21 protein-coding genes are annotated in these 22644 nt (G+C 49.7%); 3 read left to right on the forward strand and 18 right to left on the reverse strand.

What is annotated here, in order from left to right; translation table 11 throughout:
• Positions 1 to 3 precede the first annotated feature (3 nt).
• The 13 genes from ychF to EKM73_RS09970 all read right to left on the reverse strand — a co-directional run bounded on the left by ychF (position 4) and on the right by EKM73_RS09970 (position 14773).
• On the reverse strand, positions 4 to 1104 hold the full coding sequence (gene ychF, locus EKM73_RS09905; protein WP_125701739.1) for a redox-regulated ATPase YchF: 1101 nt from the start codon (positions 1102 to 1104) through the stop codon (positions 4 to 6).
• A 5-nt stretch (positions 1105 to 1109) separates the two neighbouring features.
• Positions 1110 to 1316 (reverse strand): DUF951 domain-containing protein, encoded by a 207-nt coding sequence (locus tag EKM73_RS09910; RefSeq protein WP_125701740.1) that lies wholly within the window; start codon positions 1314 to 1316, stop codon positions 1110 to 1112.
• A 17-nt stretch (positions 1317 to 1333) separates the two neighbouring features.
• Positions 1334 to 2218 (reverse strand): ParB/RepB/Spo0J family partition protein, encoded by an 885-nt coding sequence (locus tag EKM73_RS09915; protein WP_125701741.1) that lies wholly within the window; start codon positions 2216 to 2218, stop codon positions 1334 to 1336.
• On the reverse strand, positions 2208 to 2975 hold the full coding sequence (locus EKM73_RS09920; RefSeq protein WP_125701742.1) for a ParA family protein: 768 nt from the start codon (positions 2973 to 2975) through the stop codon (positions 2208 to 2210). The genes EKM73_RS09915 and EKM73_RS09920 overlap by 11 nt, the downstream gene beginning before the upstream one ends.
• A 14-nt stretch (positions 2976 to 2989) precedes the next feature.
• Positions 2990 to 3820 (reverse strand): nucleoid occlusion protein, encoded by an 831-nt coding sequence (noc, locus tag EKM73_RS09925; protein ID WP_125701743.1) that lies wholly within the window; start codon positions 3818 to 3820, stop codon positions 2990 to 2992.
• A gap of 19 nt (positions 3821 to 3839) precedes the next feature.
• A complete protein-coding gene (gene rsmG / locus EKM73_RS09930; protein ID WP_125701744.1) occupies positions 3840 to 4568 on the reverse strand; it encodes a 16S rRNA (guanine(527)-N(7))-methyltransferase RsmG in 729 nt (242 codons plus the stop codon).
• Positions 4569 to 4842: 274 nt separating this feature from the next.
• Positions 4843 to 5724, reverse strand: a complete 882-nt coding sequence (locus tag EKM73_RS09935) for a metallophosphoesterase family protein (protein ID WP_125701745.1) — start codon at positions 5722 to 5724, stop codon at positions 4843 to 4845.
• 1093 nt (positions 5725 to 6817) lie between these two features.
• Complete coding sequence (gene rihC, locus EKM73_RS09945; protein WP_125701747.1) at positions 6818 to 7732, reverse strand: ribonucleoside hydrolase RihC; 915 nt, start codon at positions 7730 to 7732, stop codon at positions 6818 to 6820.
• Positions 7733 to 7816: 84 nt separating this feature from the next.
• Entirely contained in the window at positions 7817 to 9133 is a 1317-nt protein-coding gene (locus EKM73_RS09950) for an NCS2 family permease (RefSeq protein WP_125701770.1), read from the reverse strand.
• 671 nt (positions 9134 to 9804) lie between these two features.
• Complete coding sequence (locus tag EKM73_RS09955) at positions 9805 to 11064, reverse strand: NupC/NupG family nucleoside CNT transporter (RefSeq protein ID WP_125701748.1); 1260 nt, start codon at positions 11062 to 11064, stop codon at positions 9805 to 9807.
• 285 nt (positions 11065 to 11349) lie between these two features.
• Complete coding sequence (locus EKM73_RS09960) at positions 11350 to 12177, reverse strand: alkaline phosphatase family protein (protein ID WP_191988632.1); 828 nt, start codon at positions 12175 to 12177, stop codon at positions 11350 to 11352.
• A 1338-nt stretch (positions 12178 to 13515) separates the two neighbouring features.
• Complete coding sequence (locus tag EKM73_RS09965; RefSeq protein WP_125701750.1) at positions 13516 to 14157, reverse strand: SDR family oxidoreductase; 642 nt, start codon at positions 14155 to 14157, stop codon at positions 13516 to 13518.
• A 349-nt stretch (positions 14158 to 14506) separates the two neighbouring features.
• Positions 14507 to 14773: a hypothetical protein gene (locus EKM73_RS09970; protein WP_125701751.1), complete on the reverse strand. Its 267-nt coding sequence runs from the start codon at positions 14771 to 14773 to the stop codon at positions 14507 to 14509.
• Positions 14774 to 15189: 416 nt separating this feature from the next.
• Between EKM73_RS09970 and EKM73_RS09975 the strand changes: the two genes are divergently transcribed.
• Positions 15190 to 15798: a hypothetical protein gene (locus EKM73_RS09975; RefSeq protein ID WP_125701752.1), complete on the forward strand. Its 609-nt coding sequence runs from the start codon at positions 15190 to 15192 to the stop codon at positions 15796 to 15798.
• 138 nt (positions 15799 to 15936) lie between these two features.
• Positions 15937 to 16200 (forward strand): hypothetical protein, encoded by a 264-nt coding sequence (locus EKM73_RS09980; RefSeq protein ID WP_020090241.1) that lies wholly within the window; start codon positions 15937 to 15939, stop codon positions 16198 to 16200.
• A gap of 170 nt (positions 16201 to 16370) precedes the next feature.
• Here EKM73_RS09980 and EKM73_RS09985 read toward each other — a convergent pair whose 3' ends face one another.
• Positions 16371 to 16757, reverse strand: a complete 387-nt coding sequence (locus EKM73_RS09985) for a MarR family winged helix-turn-helix transcriptional regulator (RefSeq protein WP_125701753.1) — start codon at positions 16755 to 16757, stop codon at positions 16371 to 16373.
• 227 nt (positions 16758 to 16984) lie between these two features.
• Positions 16985 to 17773: a hypothetical protein gene (locus EKM73_RS09990; RefSeq protein ID WP_125701754.1), complete on the reverse strand. Its 789-nt coding sequence runs from the start codon at positions 17771 to 17773 to the stop codon at positions 16985 to 16987.
• Between the two features lie 326 nt (positions 17774 to 18099).
• Here EKM73_RS09990 and EKM73_RS09995 point away from each other — a divergent pair, with 326 nt between their 5' ends.
• Positions 18100 to 18732 (forward strand): hypothetical protein, encoded by a 633-nt coding sequence (locus EKM73_RS09995; RefSeq protein WP_125701755.1) that lies wholly within the window; start codon positions 18100 to 18102, stop codon positions 18730 to 18732.
• Between the two features lie 64 nt (positions 18733 to 18796).
• On the opposite strand, the gene EKM73_RS10000 is transcribed toward EKM73_RS09995, so the two are convergent.
• From EKM73_RS10000 to EKM73_RS10010, 3 genes are all read right to left on the reverse strand, one after another.
• Entirely contained in the window at positions 18797 to 20167 is a 1371-nt protein-coding gene (locus tag EKM73_RS10000; protein WP_125701756.1) for a hypothetical protein, read from the reverse strand.
• Between the two features lie 193 nt (positions 20168 to 20360).
• The gene (locus tag EKM73_RS10005) at positions 20361 to 21749 is read right to left on the reverse strand and encodes an S-layer protein (RefSeq protein WP_191988633.1); all 1389 of its coding nucleotides are present in this window, start codon (positions 21747 to 21749) and stop codon (positions 20361 to 20363) included.
• A gap of 189 nt (positions 21750 to 21938) precedes the next feature.
• Positions 21939 to 22469 (reverse strand): hypothetical protein, encoded by a 531-nt coding sequence (locus EKM73_RS10010; protein WP_125701757.1) that lies wholly within the window; start codon positions 22467 to 22469, stop codon positions 21939 to 21941.
• Positions 22470 to 22644: the final 175 nt, after the last annotated feature.

Raw genomic sequence — 22644 nt, forward strand, 5'->3', positions numbered from 1 at the left:
CTTCTAAACGTTGAAACGGAATTCGACGATGTCGCCGTCTTCCATCACGTAGTCTTTACCTTCGACCCGCAGCTTACCAGCTTCTTTAACGGCAGCTTCGGTCTTGAATTGGTCTAAGTCATCAAACGCCATTACTTCGGCACGGATAAAACCGCGTTCGAAGTCGGAGTGAATGATCCCGGCAGCTTGTGGTGCCTTAGTACCCGTCTTGTAGGTCCAAGCACGGGTTTCCTTACCACCAGCCGTGAAGAACGTTTCCAAGCCTAAGAGGTGGTACGAGGCCCGAATCAAACGGTTCAACCCAGGTTCTTCAACCCCTTCAGCTTCCAAGAAGTCTTGCTTTTCGTCGTCATCCAACTCAGCAATTTCTTCTTCGGCTTCGGCGGCAACGGCAATGGCTTCGGCGCCTTCCTTGCCGGCGTAATCCTGAATCAACTTGAAGTACTTGGAGTTCTCAGGATCAGCCATGTCATCTTCGGCGATGTTAGCCACGTACAGCACTGGCTTAGACGTCAACAGGAAGAGGCCTTTAACAACCTTCGTCTCGTCTTCGTCAAAGTCGATGGTCCGAACGGCGCCACCATCTTCAAGGACGGGCTTGATCTTCGTCAAGACAGCTAATTCTTCCTTAGCTTCCTTGTCGCTCCCCTTGGCAGCCCGTTCAACCTTGGCCAACCGCTTGTTAACGGCTTCCAGGTCGGACAAACCGAGTTCCAAGTTGATCGTTTCGATATCATCGATTGGGTCGATCTTCCCAGAAACGTGGGTGATGTTGTCGTCGTCAAATGCCCGTACAACGTGGACAATGGCGTCGACTTGGCGAATGTTTTCCAGGAACTTGTTCCCCAGACCTTCACCCTTGCTGGCACCCTTAACGATCCCGGCAATATCGGTAAATTCAAAAGTCGTTGGCACGACCTTCTTGGCTGGAATTAATTCCTGAATCCGGTCGAGACGGCTATCTGGAACTTCCACCATCCCCACGTTTGGGTCAATCGTCGCAAACGGGTAGTTCGCCATTTCGGCACCCGCCTTGGTAATCGCGTTAAATAAAGTTGACTTCCCGACGTTCGGCAGGCCAACGATCCCTGCAGTTAATGACATAGCAATTATTCACTCTTTCCATTATCGGTGTCGGCCTTACGGACCAATACCTTTTTTAGTTTCTTTTCAAACTCGCGCCGTGACAGCATCACAACGTGGCCACAATTTGTACACTTGATTTTAATATCGGCACCCATCCGGGTAATTTCCCAGCGGTTGGTCCCGCATGGATGTGGCTTCTTCATTTCCACCAAATCGCCTAAATCATACATACTTTGGCCTCCCTAGCTTAATCCGATTGGATGTTCAACAGGTCTAAGATGCGGTTCAAGTCGTCGTTCGAGAGGTATTCGATCTCGATGCGGCCTTGATGGTCATCGCCATTGCCTTCGTTGATGGAAACCTGCGTGCCAAAACGTTCTTGGAGCTGGTTTTCCGTCGATCGCAGGAATGGAGACTTCTTCTTAGCGGGTTTCTTGGCGAGCTTCTTAGCTGCGCCATTCAGCTTGCTAACTTCCGCCTCCAGGGTCCGGACGGTCATCCCATCGGCAACTGCCTTCTTGGCTAAGGCCACTAACTTGGTCTTATCCTTCAGGGACAGCAACGTCCGGGCCTGACCCATCGACAGCTCGTTCTTCTGCAGCATGTCTTTGACAGCCTTAGGTAACCCGAGCAAACGCAAGTAGTTGGCGATGTACGGCCGACTCTTCCCTAACCGTTCTGAAACCTGGGCCTGCGTCAAGGTGAGCTTGGTCATCAAGGTATCGTAGGCTTCAGCCTCTTCAAGTGGCGTCAGATCTTCGCGTTGGAGGTTTTCCAATACGGCGATCTCCATCATCTGTTCTTCAGTAACGTCTCTAACAATCGCGGGAATCGTCTCCTTACCAGCTAATTTGGAAGCCCGGAAACGCCGTTCACCCGCAAGAATCTCGTAGCGATTGGCCCGCTTATCCGGTTGGCGCACAATAATCGGCTGGAAGACCCCCGTCTTTTCGATGGAAGCCGCTAAGTCGTTTAATCCCTTGTGATCGAACTTCTGCCGTGGTTGGTACGGGTTGGGGCGAATGTCGGTCAGCGTCAGATCCACGACCGTTTCTTCACCAGCATCCACGCCATTCTCAGCAAACAGCGCGTCGATTCCGCGCCCTAAACTTTTCTCTTTCTTACTTGCCATGGGCAGCTAGCACTTCCTTTGCGAGTTCAGTGTATACCTCAGCACCTTTGGACTTTGGTGCGTAATCAATAATCGGCATCCCATGACTGGGTGCCTCCGCCAATTGGACATTCCGCGGAATAATCGTGGCGTAAACCTTGTTCTGGAAATACTTCTTCACTTCTTCGTTGACCTGCTTCCCCAGATTGGTCCGGGCATCGTAAAGGGTCAACAGGACCCCTTCGATCTTCAGGTCACGGTTAAAGTGCTTCTGAACCAACTTGACCGTGTTCAACAGCTGCGTCAGCCCTTCCAGCGCATAGTATTCACTCTGCACGGGAATCAGAATCGAGTTGGCTGCGGTAAACGCATTGATGGTCAGGAGCCCTAACGAAGGGGGACAGTCGATCAAGATGTAATCATAATTGTCTCGAATCTCGTCCAAAGCGTCCTTCAACCGAGTCTCGCGTGCCATCATTGGCGTAAGCTCGATCTCGGCCCCGGAAAGCTGAATGGTTGCGGGAACGATGTCCAACCCCGGATGTTCAGTATGCAAAATCGCGTCGTTGATCGGTGTCTCGTTAACCAAGACATCGTAAACTTCGCGTTCAATGGTGGCCTTTTGAATGCCGACCCCGCTGGTAGCGTTGCCTTGGGCATCCGTATCGACCAGCAAGACTTTTTGGCCTGCTGATGCCAGTGCAGCGCCTAAATTGACGCCAGTCGTGGTCTTACCCACGCCACCTTTTTGATTGGCTAATGCGATGATATAGCCCATATGTCGTTCCACCTCTAGCTTTCTTTGGGAATGTCAATGATGATGCGGTAACTATCCGCGGTTTCTTCTTCCTTGGTCGTCAGTGCCATACCAGCATCGGTAACCATCTTCACGGAATGACGAATCGTGTTGACCGCCACCCGCGTATCACCAGACACGTTGTGCTTAGTCACTTTGCGCCGGCGCTTCGGCTGCTTTTGCTTGGCGATCAATGCCTCGGTCTCCTTGACGGTCAACTGGTTAGCCGCAATCTGATGCAACATGGCCGGTTGATCTTCAGGCGCTAAAGCCAGCAGGGCCCGACCGTGACGTTCAGTGATCTGCCGATTCAAAATGGCATTGCGAATCGGTTCGGACAGCTTCAACAAGCGTAACTTGTTGGCAACGAAGCCCTGACTCTTCCCAATCCCCTCGGCAAGTTGGGCCTGGGTCATGTGGTTGAGTGTCATCAGTTGTTGGTACGCGTGGGCCTCTTCAATGGCGGATAATTCCTCCCGTTGGAGATTTTCAATCAAAGCCATGGAAGCCGTCTCGTCATCGCTCATTTCTTCCACGATGGCGGGGACTTCGGTCCATTTTAGACTGTTGACCGCCCGAAACCGCCGTTCACCGGCAATGATCTCGTAGTGGTCGGCCTCGTACTGACGGAGCACAATCGGCTGCAGGAGCCCATGTTCCTCGATGGTCTGGGCCAGTTCGCCAATAGCTGTGGGATCAAACCGTTGTCGCGGTTGAAACCGGTTGGGAATGATCTGGGCAACCGGAATCATCACCACGTTTTGTTTCACGGGATGTGACGGCTGCGTGGCCTTTTCCCGATTATTTCCAAATAATGAAAATGGCAATTATCTTACCCCCATCCCATTAATCTTCTAACGGTTCTTTGTTCGGCGTTCCCGCTTTACGGGGGTAACGCTTGGGTGTGTGCTTGACCTTGTCGATAACCACAATATGACGTTGGTCGTGACTGACCGGCAACTCGAAGGCGTGGTCGGCAGCGAGCTGACCACCCAATGTCGTAATCGCCGATTGACTCACGGCCAGTTCGTCAGCGGTGGCTGCGGCCTTCAGGGCAACGAATTGGCCACCAACTTTAGCCAGTGGCAAGCACAATTCGCTGAGGACGGACATCCGGGCAACAGCCCGTGCCAAGACTAAGTCGTAACCTTCACGATTAGCCGCCCGCTTGCCGCCAAATTCTTCAGCCCGCGCGTGGTGGAATGCCACCCCAGTCAGGTTGAGCTTGGCAGCGAGTTCATTTAAGAAGGTGATCCGCTTGTTCAGCGAGTCCACGATACTGATCTGTAACTGTGGAAAGACAATTTTCAACGGAATCGATGGGAAGCCGGCACCTGCGCCGACATCCACAACCGTCAGGGGTTCCGTTCGCATCGTTGGCACGTAAAAAGCGGGCGTCAGTGAGTCGTAAAAATGTTTCAAGTAGACATCTGGCTCCGCAGTAATGGTCGTTAAATTTACGTGTTCGTTGGTCGCAACTAAGAACTCAAAGTACGTCGCAAATTGCTGTTCCTGTGTTGCGGTTAATTCAATGCCTTGCGTGGCTAGCGCGGCACGAAACTCTTCTGGATTCATACACTATCTCCCAGTTCACTTCTGTGAAACACAATTGTTTCACGTTTGATTATACTTTACCTTACTTACAAACGAAACGCAACCGAACTGACAGGCAAAACTGCCAGCCGGTGGTCGCTTCGTTATCACGTCGTTTCCTATTATACCGAAAATCCGGTTCACATGAAACGCCTATCGCTGGGAAAATAATGAGAGGGATGATTCCCGCTGTCGCGCTAGGAACCATCCCTCTTGAAAAGTTATTGCTATGTTTGTGCCACCCTATCGTGCGTCCTTAGAGAAAGGGCTCGTTGACCACGCGCCGCGACCCGGTCAGTCTGGGCCGATGCTTGGCAAACCCCGTATTGCCGATCGTAATCGTGTCGATAACGGTCTGCCCCAGGTACAGCGGGTGATTCGTCACGCTCGCCATTCCCCGTTGAATCGTAATGACATTGTAGTTAATCGCGTCATGTACCTCGTGATAGTGCGGGTCCTGACAGTTAATGTAGGTGGTCGCTGAACCCACGGTCGTGACGGGGATCGTGTTGTCCACCAGATAGCTGGCGCCGAAGTGTAAATGACCGGTAAAGATGCCACCAATGTTGTGCCCGTGAAGAATCGCCAGGAGCTCTCGATTATTCTGTAGTAGCGCATACCGCATCGACCGTAATGCCGGGGCGTCCAGCGGATGGTGGAGAAAGATAAAGGCCCGTCGCCGGGGCGCAATGTGGAGATTCTTATTCAACCAATCCAACTGCTCCCGATCCAGCCAGCCGGCTTCCTTGTTGGCTTCCCATTTGGAATCTAGAAAGTAAAAGTCCATGTTCTGATACATCTGTTTATACGCATAGTACGGCTGATGGGCCTGCGATAAATACCCAGCGTTGAACGCCTCTCGATCATCCTGATCGCCCAGAATTACCTGAATCGGCGCCTGTAAGCGCTCGGCCTGCTCGTTTAAGTACGCCCGCAGCTTGGCGTAATCCTGTCCCGTGCCATTCTGCATCAGATCTCCCCCGATGACGATGAGGTCCGGCGCAATCTGGTGTGCCAAGACGTCGTCAAAGATCTGTTGGAGCTTCTCAATCGGTGGCACTTGTTGATGGTACTGTGGTTCGACGGCGGCCGCGGTTAATTGCGGATCCGATAAATGCACGATGGTAAATTTGTTCATGGCCCCGTTGCTCCCCCCGAAATAAAATTCGGTCGTCGTAAACGCCTTCCCTGGCGACCGTGAGATAAACTATCCCTAAGTTACTGGTTAAAAATTTTGCCTACGGCTGCCAGAAGTTCCGCCTGCTGTGGGGACCGCCTCCAGCCAAAGAACTGGCTTCCGGCTCGGTTTGAAACCTTGCTAAAAACATGCGAGTTTCCAAACTCGTCCCACGCTGTAAGGCCGGGAGAGTTCATCCCCGGTCTAACACCGTTATCACGGCTGGCTACATCCTGTCCTCCTCCGGCTAATAGCGATTAACCATAAACACCGGAACAGTGTATTCTCAGCCTTTTGTAAGTTAGTTTTAGCATAGCGAACTTATGTAAATAATCGGTATGGTCCCTGTCAACATCGTGTAAAGTTTTCGCAGATAGTGAGCAATCTCGCGAAGGGGCTGAATGGGTTTGGGGGACATCATGACTTATCAAAAACTAGTGTCCTCTTAGCGTCAAAAAAAGTGCAGCGATCTTCACAGAGTTCGCTGCACCATCAACTTTACCGGCAAGGCTAGTCACCGGCTAGTTATGACGTTTTGGTGGTCGGGAAAACCACAACATCGGTAACCAAGTAACAATCAGTATGATCAGCGTCTCAGTGTCTGTCGCGGACATACGACCATCCTCTTCCCCTTGATTTAACCCCATGATACCAAGCGCATGTATCGTTTCTGTATGGAAAACCCCATATTTCTGTAAAGGTTTGGTGACAATTACCTCCCCTGGGTACTTCCCGATTGCCAGGTCAAAATTCAACGCAATAAAAAATCCCAATTAGACCAACACACAGTTAGCTTAATTGGGACTCATTATTTATAAACTATCATCTAGCAATTAACTACTAGAACTTTCGCTAACACCAAGCCGGAAGGGGATAGGTTTTGTGCAGTGACGAGCTTGTTTGTCAGCGTTCTTCGCTGGCTTACAAGCTGGGACGTCATAGAAACTCGTGATTTTCGAGGTTTTATGGCGCCTCCAGAGACCGCTCTTTGGCTCTGGAGGTTGCCCCACAGCACGGAACCTGTCCACTGCAGGCTGTCAGGTTTAGCAAGTTGCTAGTTCTTAATTGCGCGGACTTCTTCGAGGAACCACTTGTTGAATTCAACCGCATCGATATCAACAGATACCTTAGCGTTGGTCTTGCCATCGTGGTAAGCCCCGCGAATATCGCCGACCGTTTCACCAATGGCTGGGCCATCAGTTTGGACGTCGATCCACATGTCTTCCGTCTTGATTGCTTCTGGGTGAAGCAGGTAGAAGATGGTATTCACGTCATGCATCGCGATCCCCTTGTCACTGTTGTCACCATCGTTAACGATGATGTCATGCAACATCTTACCGGTTTCGCTGATTTGTGGTAATTCTTGAATGCTTTCGTGGGTTAACAAGGCCTTCATGGTAATGTCCAAACCAACCATAACGATTGGCACACCGGACTTGTACATGATAGCGGCAGCATCTGGGTCGGTGAAGACGTTGAATTCTGCGGCACTGGTCATGTTCCCTTTGCCTAAGGCACCACCCATGGCCACGATTTCCTTGATGTGGCTCTTAACTTCTGGGTATTCGGAGAAGAGCAAGGCGATGTTGGTGTATGACCCAGTTGGGACCAAGGTGATTGGTTCGTCACTAGCCATGATTTCGTCGTGTAAAGCTTCAACGGCGGTCTTGTCTAAAGGCTTTGGCAAATCAGTTGGGAAGTCGTAACCAGGCATCCCTGATTCCCCATGAATCCGAGCGGCGTCTTCGAAGTCCTTGAACAGTGGTTGTTCAGCACCAGAAGCCACTGGAATTTTGGCATTGAAGAAGCGCACGATCTTTTGGGCGTTGATGGTGGTCTTGTCGACCGTCACGTTCCCAGCAACCGTCGTGATCAACTTCAAGTCAATGCTAGGATCGTTGATTGCCATGGTTAAAGCAGCTGCATCGTCAATCCCGGGGTCAGTATCCATAATAATTTTAGTTGTCATCTGTGTTTCCTCCCAATGAAATTAATTTCAGTTTCGTCAGCGGTCGTAACCGCTTACGTTTAACCCGTAAGTGAAACCCCGCCGTTACAGCAGGGCACTAAAGACTAAATCAAGTAGGAACAGCACGCCTAACAGGTAGACGGGCCAAGTCATCTCCTTAGCTTTACCCAAGGCCACCTTCATAATCGGGTAGCAAACAAAGCCAAAGGCCAGACCGGTCGAAATGCTGTTGGTGAATGGAATCAGCACGATAATCAGAAATGCTGGGAACCATTCGGAAAAATCAGCCATCTTAATGTTACCGATGGCAGCCATCATCAGCGCACCCGTGATAATAATCACCGGCGCAATCGCTGCGGATGGCACGTAGGCCAGTAATGGCACAAAGACCAGTGACAGCGCGAACAGGACTGCGGCGACTAACGCCATGATCCCAGTCCGGCCACCAGTTTCGATACCAGAAGCACTTTCAGCGGCGGCCACCGTCGGACTGGTTCCTAAGAAACCAGACAAGAAGGTCGTCACGGCACTCCCCTCAAAAGTCTTCTTGAACTTCTTTTGGTTCGGCAGTAAGCCTTGCAGAAGGCCCATGGATTCAAAGACCAGAATCATGGTCATGGAGAAGGCTGCCAAGATAAATGGCGTGCTCAACCAGTGAGAGAAATCATTCTTGAAGACGATTTCGTGGTACTGTCCTAACCGCGCTAAATCAACGCTAGGGGTGTCGGCATCCTTGATTCCAAAGAAGAAGGCCACTAGACTCGTCGCGATAATCGCGATGAAGAAGTTTCCCTTCACCTTTCGAATGTACAGAACCAGACTGAGGATCAGCCCAAACAACGCCAACATTGGCGTTGGCTTGGTCAGATCCCCCAGGACCACCAGTGAGGAGGTCTTCCCAGCGACAATCAGCCCGGCTTTCTCCAGGCCGATTTCCACCAGGAAGAGTCCAATCCCTGCGGTAATCCCACTCTTTAGCGACTCCGGAATGGCCTCCGACAAGATCGTTGACACCTTGGTAAAGGCGATCAGCATGTAAACAAAACTGGCGACCGCCGCAATCCCAAGGGCTTCACGCCAACTCAGACCCATGTTCACTACAATGGTGTAGGTAAAGAAGGCGTTGACCCCCATCCCCGGTGTCAGAATGATCGGCGCATTGGCCCAAAAGGCCATGACCAAACACCCAATCACTGAAGAAAAGATGGTGGCGAAGACACTCAAATCGGTGGGAATCCCGGCATCCTTTAAGATTAGCGGGTTCACGATAATAATGTAGGAGATGGCGAAGAAGCCAGTTACTCCCGCGATCAGTTCGTTGCGGACGACATCCTTATGCCGCAGCGCTTCTCTTAGCGTCATATCATTGGCTAAGTCCACCTGCGATTGTTGCTTATCCATAAAAATCCCTATCTTTCGATGCGTCATTACTCGACGCACAGACTTCAACGGGCTTTGCAACCGAATGGTCTCACGCATCCGGCTGGGTTTCACTTCCCGTCTAGGAAGGTCGGCACCCGTACGGACTAATCGAGCGGTTGCTCGTTAGTCTCGCTACATATTGTACATGACGTTCGTTAAAAATCCTGGTGAATTAGCTTGGGCAACAATGCGCGTTGGAGTCGCCTTACCGGGCGGCGCAAATAAATCGTGACGCTGTGGGCGGACGCCCGGAGCCATAGTGCGGTCTCCGGGCTTGCCGGTAAACCTCTAAGAACCGAGTTTTACCGACACCAATTGTCTAAGTGGCATAGCCACTAAGACAATTCCCACGGCTGAATTCATTTGCGCCGCCCTCACGGCTTACACGCGTTTGGAACCCCAAGCCAATTACTATTTTTTCTTACTGTATACGTGCCTATATGTTCCCCTGGCACCCTCATTTAACAGCGACATTTCCTTGGCCTATTTCAGCCACGAATGTGATCAGGCAAGGCGCTCAGCCACCACTGCCTGACGGATGAAGGTCGGTGCTAGACGGCGTAAATCAGGGGGCATTTGACACAGATAGCCCAAAGCCATCGGCCCTGGGCTATCAATTTTTTAAACTTCAATCTAAGGTTGGTAAAATCTTACCAAACGAAGAGACCAACGATCCCGGCAGAAAGCAGGGAAACTAAGATCCCAGAAAGTAACATGTAACCAACGTTCTTAGAGATCAATTCGTTGTTTTCGCGGTCAACGATCCCCTTGAAACAACCGATAATCATCCCAGTAGTTGAGAAGTTAGCGAATGAAGTCAAGAAGACAGTCAAGATGGCACGGTAGTGAGGTGAGAATGCGTTCGTGTTGATGGTTGAAGAAATCTTACCCATAACAACGAATTCATTCGTAACCAGCTTAGTACCCATGTATTGGGCGAAGCCGAATGCGTCGTGGACGTTCAGACCCATTAACCAAGCGAATGGGAACATGATGATCCCAAGGATGTGTTCCAAGGATAACCATGGGTTGAACAGGCCAAGCAGACGGTCAATCAAAGCAGCTAAGGCAACGAAAGCGATAACGTTAGCGGCGATGATTAAGATCAGACGACCGGCACCTAAGATAGAATCACCCAAGAATGAGAAGAATGGTTCTTTTTTACCGTCATCTTCAACGGCACCTGATTCAGCTGCAGCAGTGTTAGAACCACCGATTTTAGCGATAGTATCTTCTTCTGGTGAAACTTCAACAGGGTTCAACATGTTCGTAACGATGATGGCGTTCAAGATGTTAATTGGAACGGCCGTCAAAACGAATTGCCCAGGAACCATTTGGGTATATGCACCCAGAATGGAGGCCGTGATACATGACATAGACATCATGGCAAGGGTCAAGTTACGTTCCTTACGCATGCTCTTTAATTGTAATTGAGAAACGGCTAAGGCTTCAGTGTTACCTAAGAACATCATTTCAACAGAGAAGAATGATTCGAACTTAGGTTGGCCAGTAATGAAGGAAAGGCCACGACCAACCCACTTGATGATCCAAGGAAGAATCCCGATGTAAGTCAGGATATCGAACATTGGAACAACCAATAAGATTGGCAGCAATGAACTGGTAATGAAGTTCATTGACTTAGCAGTCCCACCGAATTGTGGGGTAACCCAGTTAGGTAAGGCGAAGACGATCCCTTGGTAAGCCACTTGGACTAACCAGTTGAAACCATCGGCAGCACCCTTAACGATGTCTTGCCCGAGTGAGAAACTAGTGAAGAACCAAGCCAAAATCAAGTTAAGAACTAAGACAATGGCAGTTGATTTCCAGTTGATCTTTTTCTTATCCTTAGAGAATAAGAAAGCGAGTGCGAGGTAAACAATTACCCCTAAAATATTGACTGCGACTAGCATTGGTCAAAATACCTCTTTCCGATATTATTCTTTGATGTATGGCCCCTTTGCCATACAAAAGTTGACACGATGTGTTGCGGCAGAAATTATGTAACGCATAACTTCTGTTACGAACGTAATCAGTTCGTAACGGCTAGATTTCAACGCGTGCGGCGAATGGTGAAATTGCTAAACCTAAAAAATAATGGATGTTTCGGTGCCGCAAGCACGCTGACCTTTGCAACCTAGTGGTTAACCCCTGATGTGCTGCCACATCACCTCCCTTCATGGTATGCGTTCTGCTATTTATTGCGTAAATTCATTTAAAAAGCTATGTCCGGCGGCGTGACCCGCTAAACCGAAATTCTCAAGGACGGTGGCGCCGACATCAGCCAACGTGCGGCGAATCCCCAAAGCATGCGTACTTGGCCGTGAAGCCGAGTAGGCAATAATTGGCAGGTACTCGCGCGTCGGTGCAACGGTCGCCGTTGGATCAACGGCGTGGCTGGCGGTCACGAGTAGCAGGTCATTGACCCCCATGTCGTGAATCACCTGACTCAACGCGCGATCCGCGTGAATCAAGGCATCCCCGAAGCCCTCGATGTCGCCCCGTTCTCCGGCGAACCGGAAATCCGGCAACATGACGAGTGCCATTCCGGACGATGGTCGATACAACAGCTCATTGAGCACCCGGAAGGCATCCTGGTTGCTCCCCAGTTGAACCTTCTCCGCGGCATCCTGCGTCTGTAAATAGCTCAGGAACGGCGCGGCGATGGTGACGGGATATCCCGCCTCTGATAAGGTCGCCAGTACACTTCGCGTCCGGGTCTGGCCATTGTAGTCCCACATCTCCCGTAAGCCTGTTGCGGCCCGATTATCCTGTGCCACCATGTGTAGGCGACCAAAGAATCCCATGGGGACTGCAACGGGGTCAATTCCAAGTAACGGATGGTCAACCCGAATATTACCGAGCCCTAAGCGCTGTAATGTTGGAAGATTTAGTTTACCCGACCAACTAACTGCCACATGACCTAATGTATCAGTTCCGACAGACTGAAAGCGGTTTGCGTCTGGGGCTTCCCCCAGGCCTAAACCAGCAAAGTCAATCACGAAAATGCGATGAAATGCCACCATTTCTCACTCCTCAGGTCAACACTGGCATTTAATTCCAGTTGGCGTTTTTTCGGTCTAGTAATAATATACCGTTTCCGGGAGCGCCTGTAAATGGCTGATTGCAAGAAATCTAAGAAAGCTTATTTCCGAACATTGCGCCCCTTAATCGTTGACAGTAACCGGCCGGCACCCCCGTACTTCTCACAATTACCCGGCATGGTCCCAATTCACATAAAAGGATTTACTTAGTCCAAAATGCCTTCATGCGAGCGCTACCACTTACCGATACGATTGCACGCTGACTAATCAAACTAAAAATCGCCATTTAGCTAATCCAAACCGGCGACGGCTTGGTTGAACCGAACAACCTACTCCTAAAATCATAAAAACGGGCTTCAAGTTGGGTGAAAATAACTTGAAGTCCGCTAACTTCCGGAAAGGAGGTTGTGACTTAATTCCCGTTTGATAATCATTTTAATACTTAATCGCCTCATAACTTGTAATTCGAACCAACTGACGCAGCCCCAAATCATACTATATTTTATTTCTGGCTACCGTTTTGGCTTGTAACGGTGACGCTTAATTCCTTCATTACCTCAACAGATCACGCTTTAACGATTCTACTTGAAATCCTTGTATGACCTCTGCATCCGTAACATCCGAGCTCTAGTTAAAACTTGTAACACTGTCTACACGTCTCTAAACACATACGCTTACGTGAAGCGCTAAGCTGACACTATATTCAGTTGTTCATCATTCTTGAACTGTCGCTTGAATCTACCAGAGTTCGTTAGAAGGTTTATCGGAGTTGTCTAAACATTTTCTTTGTTGCGGGTTTCTCTACTAAAAACCTGTCTCTCGTCAAAACGGAAATCGGTTTCGTAAAGCATTGACTCAACTAGATCATGTGGTGCTGGAATCACAACTCTTAATTCCTTTCCGTGACATAATAGTAACACGGGCTGTAAGCGTTTGCAATAGAAATGCTAAAACTTCTTGATTTATTTTGTTCAGATGGCGCCAATCCCTATTGTGACAGGGATGTGGGCAAAAAAATACCGTCAGCGAGTCGTGGTCGCTAACGGTATTTTTGATGTATGAATCAATTCCAGGCAAATTCCATGGGTTCTTGTTTGGAGGAAAAGTTTCACAGATATGAGCTTAGTAAATTGATTCCAAATTAAGTAAAACGATACGAAATGTCGTGTGGAGTTACCCTCAACACACACCATAGTTATACCGCGAATCCATCCACATTGCACACTTTTTGAACCCGGAATTTTCATAGGGAGATTGAAAGTGGCGGCCACGCGGGCGTTTACAGCACTAAACGAAATTTACACCATTATGCCCGTACTATTAATACCAAGAAGGCTTGTCCCCATCGGTATTAGGTTTGTTAACGCCCAATGATTCCCGGTTAGCCTGACTAGGATCAGCGACCAACTTAGCCACAACGGCGGCGATACTCTTCCGGGAAACCTCGGTCCCCTTGAAGGCTTCACCCTTCTTCGTGGTCTCGTAGTCGATCTCATCCTTATTGCTCAACCAAGCTGGCCGAATCAAGGTGTAAATCACATCGGAGTCCTCGATGACCTTGGCAGCTGCCGCGTACGTCTCCAGGTAACCACCATCTAGCATCTGGTGATTCCACTTGCCATAGTTGCCCGGAACTTCATCATAAATGCCTAACGTGGAAATCCAAATCAAGCGACTTACTTGGCTGGCGTCCATCGCAGCCACGACGGCCTTGGCCTCGTCCTCGATGTTCTTACCGGCGAGGTTAGCATAGACGATATCGATACCAGCCATGGCCACCTTCAGGTCAGCAACATTGCCCGCGTCACCCTCGACAACCTTGACGCGGTCACTAGCGGCGTCCGCTAAACGCTTGGCGTTCCGTAGAAACAACGTTAAGTGGTTCTGGTCATTTTCCAACAACTGTGCCGTAGCCAGCTTAGCAATTTTCCCATTGGCACCCAGTACTAATACGTTTGTCATAAATATTAACCCCTTTTCGTTTTTGTTTACGGTTATACTGTAATACTCACAGTTACATTTAGCAACTGAAAAGGTTGGGGCGTTTGGGGTGGGCCTGCTTGAATTGGCTTGAGACTGGGATTTTAGGGGTTAAAAAAAGCAGTGTTGCTGTTGGCAACATTGCTTAGTGAGGCTTGTGTTTGTAGCTACGATTGTGAGAAAGACACGCTCTTCCGCTACATAGCCGAAACGTGGGACAGAAGGCAGCCCGCTGCGCTTAACCCCATTAGGAGAATAATCCAAACCCGGGATTTTTCTCCTAATGACGTTAATGCTCACTGGCTAACCGCCTTCTGCCCCACTCTTTTAACTAGATCAACATCAACGTAACACCGTCAACCGGCTTCAAACTGTCTCCTAAGTCACCGAAGACTAATTCCTTCTGGAAGACCGGTGAGTCGAGTTCAGTCAAGTTCGTCTTTTCAATGGTCAGATGATAACGGCCATGCCGGTCCTTGCTCAAACCATAATTCACGAATTCTTGTTCGGGGGCGTATTCCGCGAAATGGACGGCGTAATGTCCGAGCTGGTGGGAAACGACCAGACGAATCCCGTTTTCATCTCTAAAAATGTGCAAAATTGTTCACTCCTAAATTGATTGAAACTATCCTGGTACTTGGCACAAAAAAACAAAAGGAAGGGTCGCGACGGCGCTTCCCTCCCGTTATCGGCCCGTAGCCAATCAAGGTTGGGAAACGTGCCGCGGCTGTCGACAATCACGGCTCATCAATCCATGATCAACCTACGTGCGCACAGTGATGTCAGCCTTGCCAAACCACGAAGAGTTTGGCTTCACCAGGATAGTTCCTCTATGTACTTAGATTGTACCATACTTACCCTAAAAAGATTAGGCACACCCAGAAAGCTGTTGATTTTTCCGAAAAAAGTGGTCCCTTCCCTTGCCAGTTGTGGGGCAAACATGGTTCAATATTAATAACAAGGCAATTAATTATTAAATTAACTAGTAATTACGCATTCCGATGGAGGCCCACAATGGCAAATACAAAGAACAGTCAGGCAGCAAAGATTCGCCAACAAATTATCACTTGGTTACAGGATGATCAGACTTCAGAAGTTGTCTCCGAAGAAAAGTTCCCTGGCATTCGTGGGATTCGGGCCGTCAAGCTCCGTGCCATGTTGGGCGAACTGGGCTACGTCTCCTCAGTCGTGATGGGTGCCGTCTCCGCTGCGCCATCGATCGACCACCGGATCAAGAAGGCTGCGGTAAAGCCACGCGAGGTCTACTACTACTTCGATAGCAATACCCCAGCACCGGCCAAGGTCCAACGTCAGGCGCAACAAGCCGCCAGTGCCGCCACAGTTGCCACAGCTCCTGTATCCACATCAGCCAACGTGCACACCATCCAAACGGCGGGTCTCACCGGACTCTCCGGCACACCAGCCTTCAAGCAACTGGTCGCGGCCAACGATCACTTGGCTAGTGCCGTGGACGACCTGCTTACGGCTGCCCAGAACCAACGGCCCCTCTCCGACTTGGAGCTAGATTTCCTGACGGACTTCGCGACCCAGGTGGCTAAGCAAACGGAATCGCTCCAGAACTTCACGGCGCAAACCCGAATTGATCGGTTACGCCGACTGTAACCCCTGTTAAGTAATTCACTTATTAGGTGATGGCCATAATTATTTAACCATTTTAGCGTTTTTTGCGGAATTCTCTTGACTTTTAGGCACTCGACCTTTAATCTGTTATAAATTACTTTTATGGGGGGACGATTGCTTATGGCATTACACGAAGATAACCGGGTGTTTTGTGAAAAGACCGAACTTTTCTCAGATTCATTCTACGGCACCATTACAAAAATCTACGAACATTCCGCACTGGTGAAGGTTGAACCCGACCAACTCTCCAAGAAGGAAACCGACAAAATCGATTCTTTCGGGGATCTTGTCGTTATCCGCCTCAAAGAACTTCAATTGGTGGACGCCGCTGGTAAGCCTATGGATGAACCAGAAGACGAAGAACCGTTAGAAGCAGCTGAATAAGCCTGTTTGATTGCCAGCTCACGCCGTGTGGGCTGGCTTTTTTATGCCTATTTCGGAAATTCACTTGTAACAGCGACTGCTTTACTATTAATAATTCTGCCGACTTTGATAGTCGCGCAACACAAAAGAAGATGCGAGTCACCCCACACCTTCTGTATTGTTGATTAGAGTTAACGTGCATTGACAATTTCGGTGAGTTGTTGAATCAGCTCTGGCAACTCCTCATTGAGGACGTCACTGACGTGTTCCTCAATCCGCCGACCGCGCGGTGTGATTTCGAAGACGTGGTAGCGGCGGTCAGTCGCCAGCGTCTCGTCATCAATGTAGCCGTTATTTAGCAGCCGGCTGATCTGGATTGAGATCATGGATTGACCGACGTTCAGGCGCCGGGCCAATTCACTCGTGCTGACCTTCTCCATTGCCAGTTCATGCAAAATCCGATATTGTTCAAACGTGATTGCATCCCCGCTGCTTGGCCGTTTGATAAAGGGACGCAGGAGTGAATTCAACTGGTGAATCCGCTGAACGTTCACGGCTAATTTATTGGCTTCCATCATGTTACTCTTCCTCCTCGTGACCACCGACAACCTTGCCTCGTCGGTCCGTCTTTAACATAGTCATCGCGTAGTGGTAACTTAGTGGGTAAAACCATAAGCCCTGAAAGTTACCTCCCCTAAACATCCTACCACAGATAACAGACTACATTATAAACAAATCACATCTTAGCCAAATTTGCTATTATTATCTTTATACGGAGTGCCTGCAAACGTTGGAATGACGGGATTTATGCCTGAAAGCGTTCATCGTCGAAGCGCAAGGCTTCTTTGTTACCTTGACGGAGGCGCTTAAGCAGAAGCGTCACGTCCACCTGAGATTCCGAAATCCCCATGAGATTGAGCCCACTGACCAGCAAATAGCGCTGATGAAACTCAATCGCCGCCTGACCATCACACTCTCCCTGGGTCAACAGGGCATTCACGGACTGGGCGTGATGTTGGGTATATTGGAATTCAGTCGTCATTTGATGCGCGATACGTAACGTTTCGTCATTCTTCTTACGTAAGCGTTCAGCCGAATCACTGAAGATCATCTCCATCCCATTATCAAGTTGGGCCCGGACCTGCTTCTTCCCCCAAACGGCATTGATATTGTCGACGAATTGGAGCCCCACCCAGCTATTATGACCGCCATGTTTGGGTTGCTCCGTGACGACGACCCGCAATTTGCCACTAACAATGGGCAGCGGCTCACTCAACCCGAGCATTTTCACATAGCTTCCCATGTTGAGCCACACCATGTTGGTCGATGTCAGTATCAGATTGGCTAGTGCCTTGGGCGTGAGTGCCGCACGGAAAAAGCCATCACGCATCGTGACCACAACGGAGTCGGCCGCCAGATTCGTTTGCCGGAAGTTCTTGATAAAGACCACCGACTGCCAATCCAGCTCGGGCTCGCCAGTGGGAATTCGCCGGATCACGTCGTCCAACTGTAACTTCGTAAAATCAATCACATTTTCCCGTTCGATCTGACTACGCAGTTCGGGGCGAAGACCGCGGGTTAATGGGTTAACCATAGATATTCTCCTTAATAGGAAAATTGAGGTATTCGATAGCTTACCATGGCCTTCCTGTTACCCGGCTATAGATTGCCACAAAAACCGAATGATAGCAAGAAATATACATTGAATTTTTAAAATTAATTTCAGAACGGATGTTAGCTTGAACCGCTAGTATAAACAGTTTCTGCCGGACATCATTTGTTGGATAGTGGACGAACTATAATTTAATTTATACCAATTAAATTCGAGCTTTCTCATAAATCAGCGCAAAATTTCATGGGGATTTCATGCAATAGCCAGAATTACTTGGTATACTCTAGGAAAAGGTGAGGTGAAGGGGTATGACCAAGCAACGACATCCATTGGGCGACGTGCTATACAAGGCCCGCTTGGTGCTGGCGGATGGCGCCAGCCACGCGGAGGTTTTGAAAAATTTAGATATTCCTGGCTGGTATCTGAGCGAATTGGAACACAACCACATCGCGCACCCCAACCCGGATCTGTTGGCATTGATCTTCCAGTGCTACGGACTGAACAACGATCAGGTGGCCGCCCTGCAGCGAACGCCAGACTTAACAACGGCGTTATTCGAGCTGACCCTCACCACGGAACTAGAATTAGCGGCGAATCATCACGAAACGTTAGATTGGCCCGACAGCGCCACGTTTGCCGCCGAGCATGGTATCATCAAAATGCGTGCCCCCCGTGCCATCAACAGCTACGCCGACATTCTCCGCTGCATTCGCTTGGATCATGAATGGTGCCCCATCCACACGGCCAGTCTGATCTACGGCGTCTCCCCCATGGCCTACTGGCAAATGGAGGCGGCCCAGATTCCCGTGTCCAACGAGGTGATTGCCGTGCTGGCAGAACGGTTACGCGTGGACAGTTTGCAACCGTTCCTGGAAGCGGAGAACCTCTACGCCGCGGTCAACGAACAGTTGCGGGAACATCCCGAGAACTTACCGAATTGATGATCTTGAGATTAGAAAAAGGACCGCTCCGGTTGGGGCGGTCCTTCGTGTAACAGTGACTTGCTTATTTAGTAGTCGTAGCAGCCGTAGTAGCTGTCGTGATAACTGCTGGAGAAACACCAGCGGTTTCAGTTCCTACATAGAATGCCTTAGTCGTTGAACCATAAGTCCCGCTCAAAGCACTAGACAGCTTGTAAGTCGTAAAGTATTGCGTGGTTCCACCATTCTTGGTGTAGTTAGGCGTGTACAACGTGCCTAAGCTAGCACCATTCAGGTAAGCCATTACATCACTAGCAGCGAAAGTCTTACCTTCAATACCAGAGAAGTCACTAGTAGCTGAGACAACGACAGTATCGTTAGCAGCCTTAGAACCAGTCGTGTAAGTCTTTAAAGGCGTTGCAGCAACTTGTGAAAGATCAGCCGTACCAGTAGCTGCATAGAAATCAACCTTAGTAGACTTCACAGCATTTGGCGCAACACTCAAGGTAATCGTGTCACCCGTCTTAGCATTCTTCAATGCCGTTAAGTTCACTGAGTCAGAACGTGAGTACTTGTAACCAGTACCAACGAGTAAAGCTTTACCCCAGTCATTAGTTGCTGCAGAGGTTGCACTGGCACCAACGGCAGTTCCTTTAGCAGTGGGAGTCTTGCCAGCAGCATCAGTCAGGCCGGCTAAAGTGCCAGTAGCGACAGTCTTACCCTCGTTCGTGGCAAAGTTAACCTTAACGTCAGTAGCATCGTTAAACGTAGCGCCAACTGGCTTCGTTGTGGTGACACTCTTAGAGTAAACCCAACCGTTAACGTTTGGGTTAGTGGCATCAGTCACGTAGTAGTAAGTTGAGCCTTCACGCGTCTTCTTGATAGCTGATTGTACAGTCAGCACATCGTTAGCGTAGTCGGTCGTATCCTTAACAGACTTCGTTGCCTTGTATTGCGTGTAGTTAGGAGCGCTCCACGTAACGCCAGACTTACCAGGCTTGGCAAAGTAAACGGTCGTGTTAGCAGGCATCGTAGCGGCCTTCGTCGTTGAAGCCTTCTTGATCCCACCAGCAAAAGTGCCGGCCTTTTTACCGCCATAAACGTAACCACGGTACTTACCGTCCATGGAAACGACCTTGTAATAAACAGTCCCCTTGTTCGTCGTCTTTTGGTAGTAAGCACGGAAGTAGTCAGCGGACTTCTTGGAAGAAGCCAACTTCTTCATCGTGTTCTTTGAGGCAACGATCTTGGCACCCTTAACAGTCCCTGGCTTGGAGTAGAGGGCGTTCTTCCCAGTAGGTTGAACGTTGCGCTTCGTAGCGTCGGTGTTCAGAGTCTTACTTGAAACAACTTTAGCCTTGCTAGCAGCTTGGGCAGTGGTTGAAACCGTGGCAACGGCCCCTAAGCTCAAAACAGCTAAACCAAGGTAAAGCGATTTGGCTAAACTTGATTGCATAATGTACTGTCTCCCTTGAATGTTTAAGTTATGTGTTAACGCCTCCTAGTATACCAAATTAAATATAAATTTACTGATAATTAAGCAAACTTTCGCTGGCTTACTGACGAGTCTTCGCAGTCATCACAAAAGCCAGTCGTAACGAAAAAAAGGACCGCCACTTTTGACGGTCCCCGTACATGATTGCGTGACGCTATGACACGCTCCAATTGCCACCATTGGCAGTTGCGGTTGCCTTACCACCGACCAACGTTGCCTTAAAATTGGTGGTCAGTACATCTCCGTATTTCGCCAGTTTGTGGCTACTTGCGAAGGTACCGGCGTCAAAGACAAAGTCGTAGTGGTAGAGGTTCCCGCTCTGATCCTTGTAGGTCTTGGTCCCGCTAATGCTACCGCGATTAATCCCAATCTCAACTTTGGTCAGGTTAAGTTCCCCAATCAGTTGTCCCGCCTTACCGCTCAGAGCTTGCACTGCATCCGTAGAAAGCGTCATGGCCAGATTCTTGCCGGACAACTTACTACCGTTACTCAAGCCATCGACTACCGCAACCTTGCCGTTATCAACACCATCGACGGTCAATTGCAATTGTGAGGTAGCGGCCGACATCACATCGACATAGACCGTATTACCATAGGTCGCACCAAGCACGGCACTCGACACTGCAGTCGCGGACGTTGCCTTATAGCCGCTAGGCGTCATCGCCGTCACGTAATCGGACAGATTGGTGCCCGCAGCATTCTTGGCGTTGTCCACACGACTTCCGGCGTGCGTATTGGCCTGTGCGGTGACCCAAGTGGCGTTCCCCACCGACTTACCATTCTCGCGATAGACCACTTTGACACTGTTATCACTCGTCGGCGTCTGATCAACCTCGCCCACCATCAAACCACCAAATGACGTGCTGCTGGCGTTTTGGTAACCTTTACCGGCATAAATCCAGCCTGCAATCGACGCATCCGTTGTGGACGTGACGTAGTAGTACAGCGTCCCCTCCCGCGTCTTCGTCTCAGCCTTGGATACGGTGAATGTATCGTGCTTATTGGACCCATACAGGCTGACCTTGTGCGCTTTGTACTGGGTATTCTTCGGTGCCGTCCATAATGTATTCTTGTTAACGTTCTTCAAATGAAAACCGGTCGTTCGCGATGGCATCGTGGCGGTCTTCGTGGTCTCGGCCACTTCAATACCACCCGCTAAGACGCCCTTGGTGCTACCACCATAAATGTATCCCCGATACTTGCCATTCATCGAGACGATCTTGTAGTAGACCGACCCCCGATTCGTGACCGCCATGTGGTAGGCCCGGAAGTAATCCTTCGAGTACCCCGACTTCGCCAACTTCTTAACCTGCCTGGTGGAAGCGACCAGCTTGGCGCCCCGAACCGTCCCCGGCTTGGTGTAAATGGCGTTAGACCCGGTCACTGCCACATTCTGTGCATTCTTGCCCAGTGCCGCCTTGGACACAATCTTCGCGCTCGACGAAGCTGCTGCCGTGCGCGCCGGCCCCATCGTGGTCGCGACTGCACCGAAACTCACCGCCACAGCGCCTAGACACAGCGATTTCGCTAAACTAGATTTCATGCTATTTCTCCCCTGAAAAAGTTGTAGGTGAACAGGGCCAGTATAGCGAGCCACAACTAGAATTGAAAGTGACTATTGAACATATGTGATGTAAATAATTATAATCACTTATCAGTTTATTTATAGAATGAGCGGCAATCATCGTCCTGACTGCCTCGCCACCGCTTATAAATCACAAGTCATTTATTTTTAAATATTGGCCGCCTGCTCATAATGGGCGAGCTTCTCCAGCAGGCCCTCAGCATCCACCTCAGCCTGGCGGCAACGTTCTTGCATAATCTCTTGATGATTGCGTACAAAGCTGCTCAGTGTCATCGGAGATAGCAACCAACGCAACTTGAGTTCCTGGTCGTAGGGCTGCAGGGCCATGTTGGCTTCGATATCGATCAGGAGGCTTTCATCGAGTCCCAAGACGACCGCCGCTTCCGATTGGGAGAGGCCCATCTCTTGGCGGGCGGCCCGAATCTCTTCAGGTTGGAGAAAATTGTATTTCCGCCGGTAGATGGCAAAATCCATCCGAAAATTGTAGTCTGGATCATCGACGGGTTCCAGATACTCCTCCTCGTCATCAACATCGGCGGTAGCTGGCACCCAGTAACGGTGGGTGTTGGCAATCGGTTCACTAAAAATCGTAAGGTGTTCTTCCACTTCAATAACTTTGAAATCCACGGGTGCGCCCGTGATATCCGGATGACTGACACGTGCAATAACTTTGACCATGTAGCTGACTCCCCTTCCGAAAACCCAAGTAGCGTGACGCTTACACAAATCCTATAATATTCTGCAAACTTCGTTCCGCTTTCAACGTCTCCATGACTATACCGAATTTCGCCGGTTTAGTCATGGATGTTGGCTTATAAATAAATTCATGGGAAATAGGCGGCTCAAAATAAAA

The sequence above is a fragment of the Levilactobacillus fuyuanensis genome, from assembly GCF_003946395.1.
GTDB lineage: Bacteria > Bacillota > Bacilli > Lactobacillales > Lactobacillaceae > Levilactobacillus > Levilactobacillus fuyuanensis.

What these genes read in the sequence shown, in the direction of transcription:
- rihC (WP_125701747.1), bottom strand. Translation starts at nt 7,732, where the DNA reads ATGACAACTAAAATTATTATGGATACTGACCCCGGGATTGACGATGCA.
- EKM73_RS09920 (WP_125701742.1), bottom strand. Translation starts at nt 2,975, where the DNA reads ATGGGCTATATCATCGCATTAGCCAATCAAAAAGGTGGCGTGGGTAAG.
- EKM73_RS09985 (WP_125701753.1), bottom strand. Translation starts at nt 16,757, where the DNA reads ATGATGGAAGCCAATAAATTAGCCGTGAACGTTCAGCGGATTCACCAG.
- EKM73_RS10005 (WP_191988633.1), bottom strand. Translation starts at nt 21,749, where the DNA reads ATGAAATCTAGTTTAGCGAAATCGCTGTGTCTAGGCGCTGTGGCGGTG.
- EKM73_RS09910 (WP_125701740.1), bottom strand. Translation starts at nt 1,316, where the DNA reads ATGTATGATTTAGGCGATTTGGTGGAAATGAAGAAGCCACATCCATGC.
- EKM73_RS09975 (WP_125701752.1), top strand. Translation starts at nt 15,190, where the DNA reads ATGGCAAATACAAAGAACAGTCAGGCAGCAAAGATTCGCCAACAAATT.
- EKM73_RS09935 (WP_125701745.1), bottom strand. Translation starts at nt 5,724, where the DNA reads ATGAACAAATTTACCATCGTGCATTTATCGGATCCGCAATTAACCGCG.
- EKM73_RS09915 (WP_125701741.1), bottom strand. Translation starts at nt 2,218, where the DNA reads ATGGCAAGTAAGAAAGAGAAAAGTTTAGGGCGCGGAATCGACGCGCTG.
- EKM73_RS09950 (WP_125701770.1), bottom strand. Translation starts at nt 9,133, where the DNA reads ATGGATAAGCAACAATCGCAGGTGGACTTAGCCAATGATATGACGCTA.
- EKM73_RS09965 (WP_125701750.1), bottom strand. Translation starts at nt 14,157, where the DNA reads ATGACAAACGTATTAGTACTGGGTGCCAATGGGAAAATTGCTAAGCTG.
- EKM73_RS09955 (WP_125701748.1), bottom strand. Translation starts at nt 11,064, where the DNA reads ATGCTAGTCGCAGTCAATATTTTAGGGGTAATTGTTTACCTCGCACTC.
- rsmG (WP_125701744.1), bottom strand. Translation starts at nt 4,568, where the DNA reads ATGAATCCAGAAGAGTTTCGTGCCGCGCTAGCCACGCAAGGCATTGAA.
- EKM73_RS09960 (WP_191988632.1), bottom strand. Translation starts at nt 12,177, where the DNA reads ATGGTGGCATTTCATCGCATTTTCGTGATTGACTTTGCTGGTTTAGGC.
- EKM73_RS09995 (WP_125701755.1), top strand. Translation starts at nt 18,100, where the DNA reads ATGACCAAGCAACGACATCCATTGGGCGACGTGCTATACAAGGCCCGC.
- ychF (WP_125701739.1), bottom strand. Translation starts at nt 1,104, where the DNA reads ATGTCATTAACTGCAGGGATCGTTGGCCTGCCGAACGTCGGGAAGTCA.
- EKM73_RS09990 (WP_125701754.1), bottom strand. Translation starts at nt 17,773, where the DNA reads ATGGTTAACCCATTAACCCGCGGTCTTCGCCCCGAACTGCGTAGTCAG.
- EKM73_RS09980 (WP_020090241.1), top strand. Translation starts at nt 15,937, where the DNA reads ATGGCATTACACGAAGATAACCGGGTGTTTTGTGAAAAGACCGAACTT.
- EKM73_RS10000 (WP_125701756.1), bottom strand. Translation starts at nt 20,167, where the DNA reads ATGCAATCAAGTTTAGCCAAATCGCTTTACCTTGGTTTAGCTGTTTTG.
- EKM73_RS10010 (WP_125701757.1), bottom strand. Translation starts at nt 22,469, where the DNA reads ATGGTCAAAGTTATTGCACGTGTCAGTCATCCGGATATCACGGGCGCA.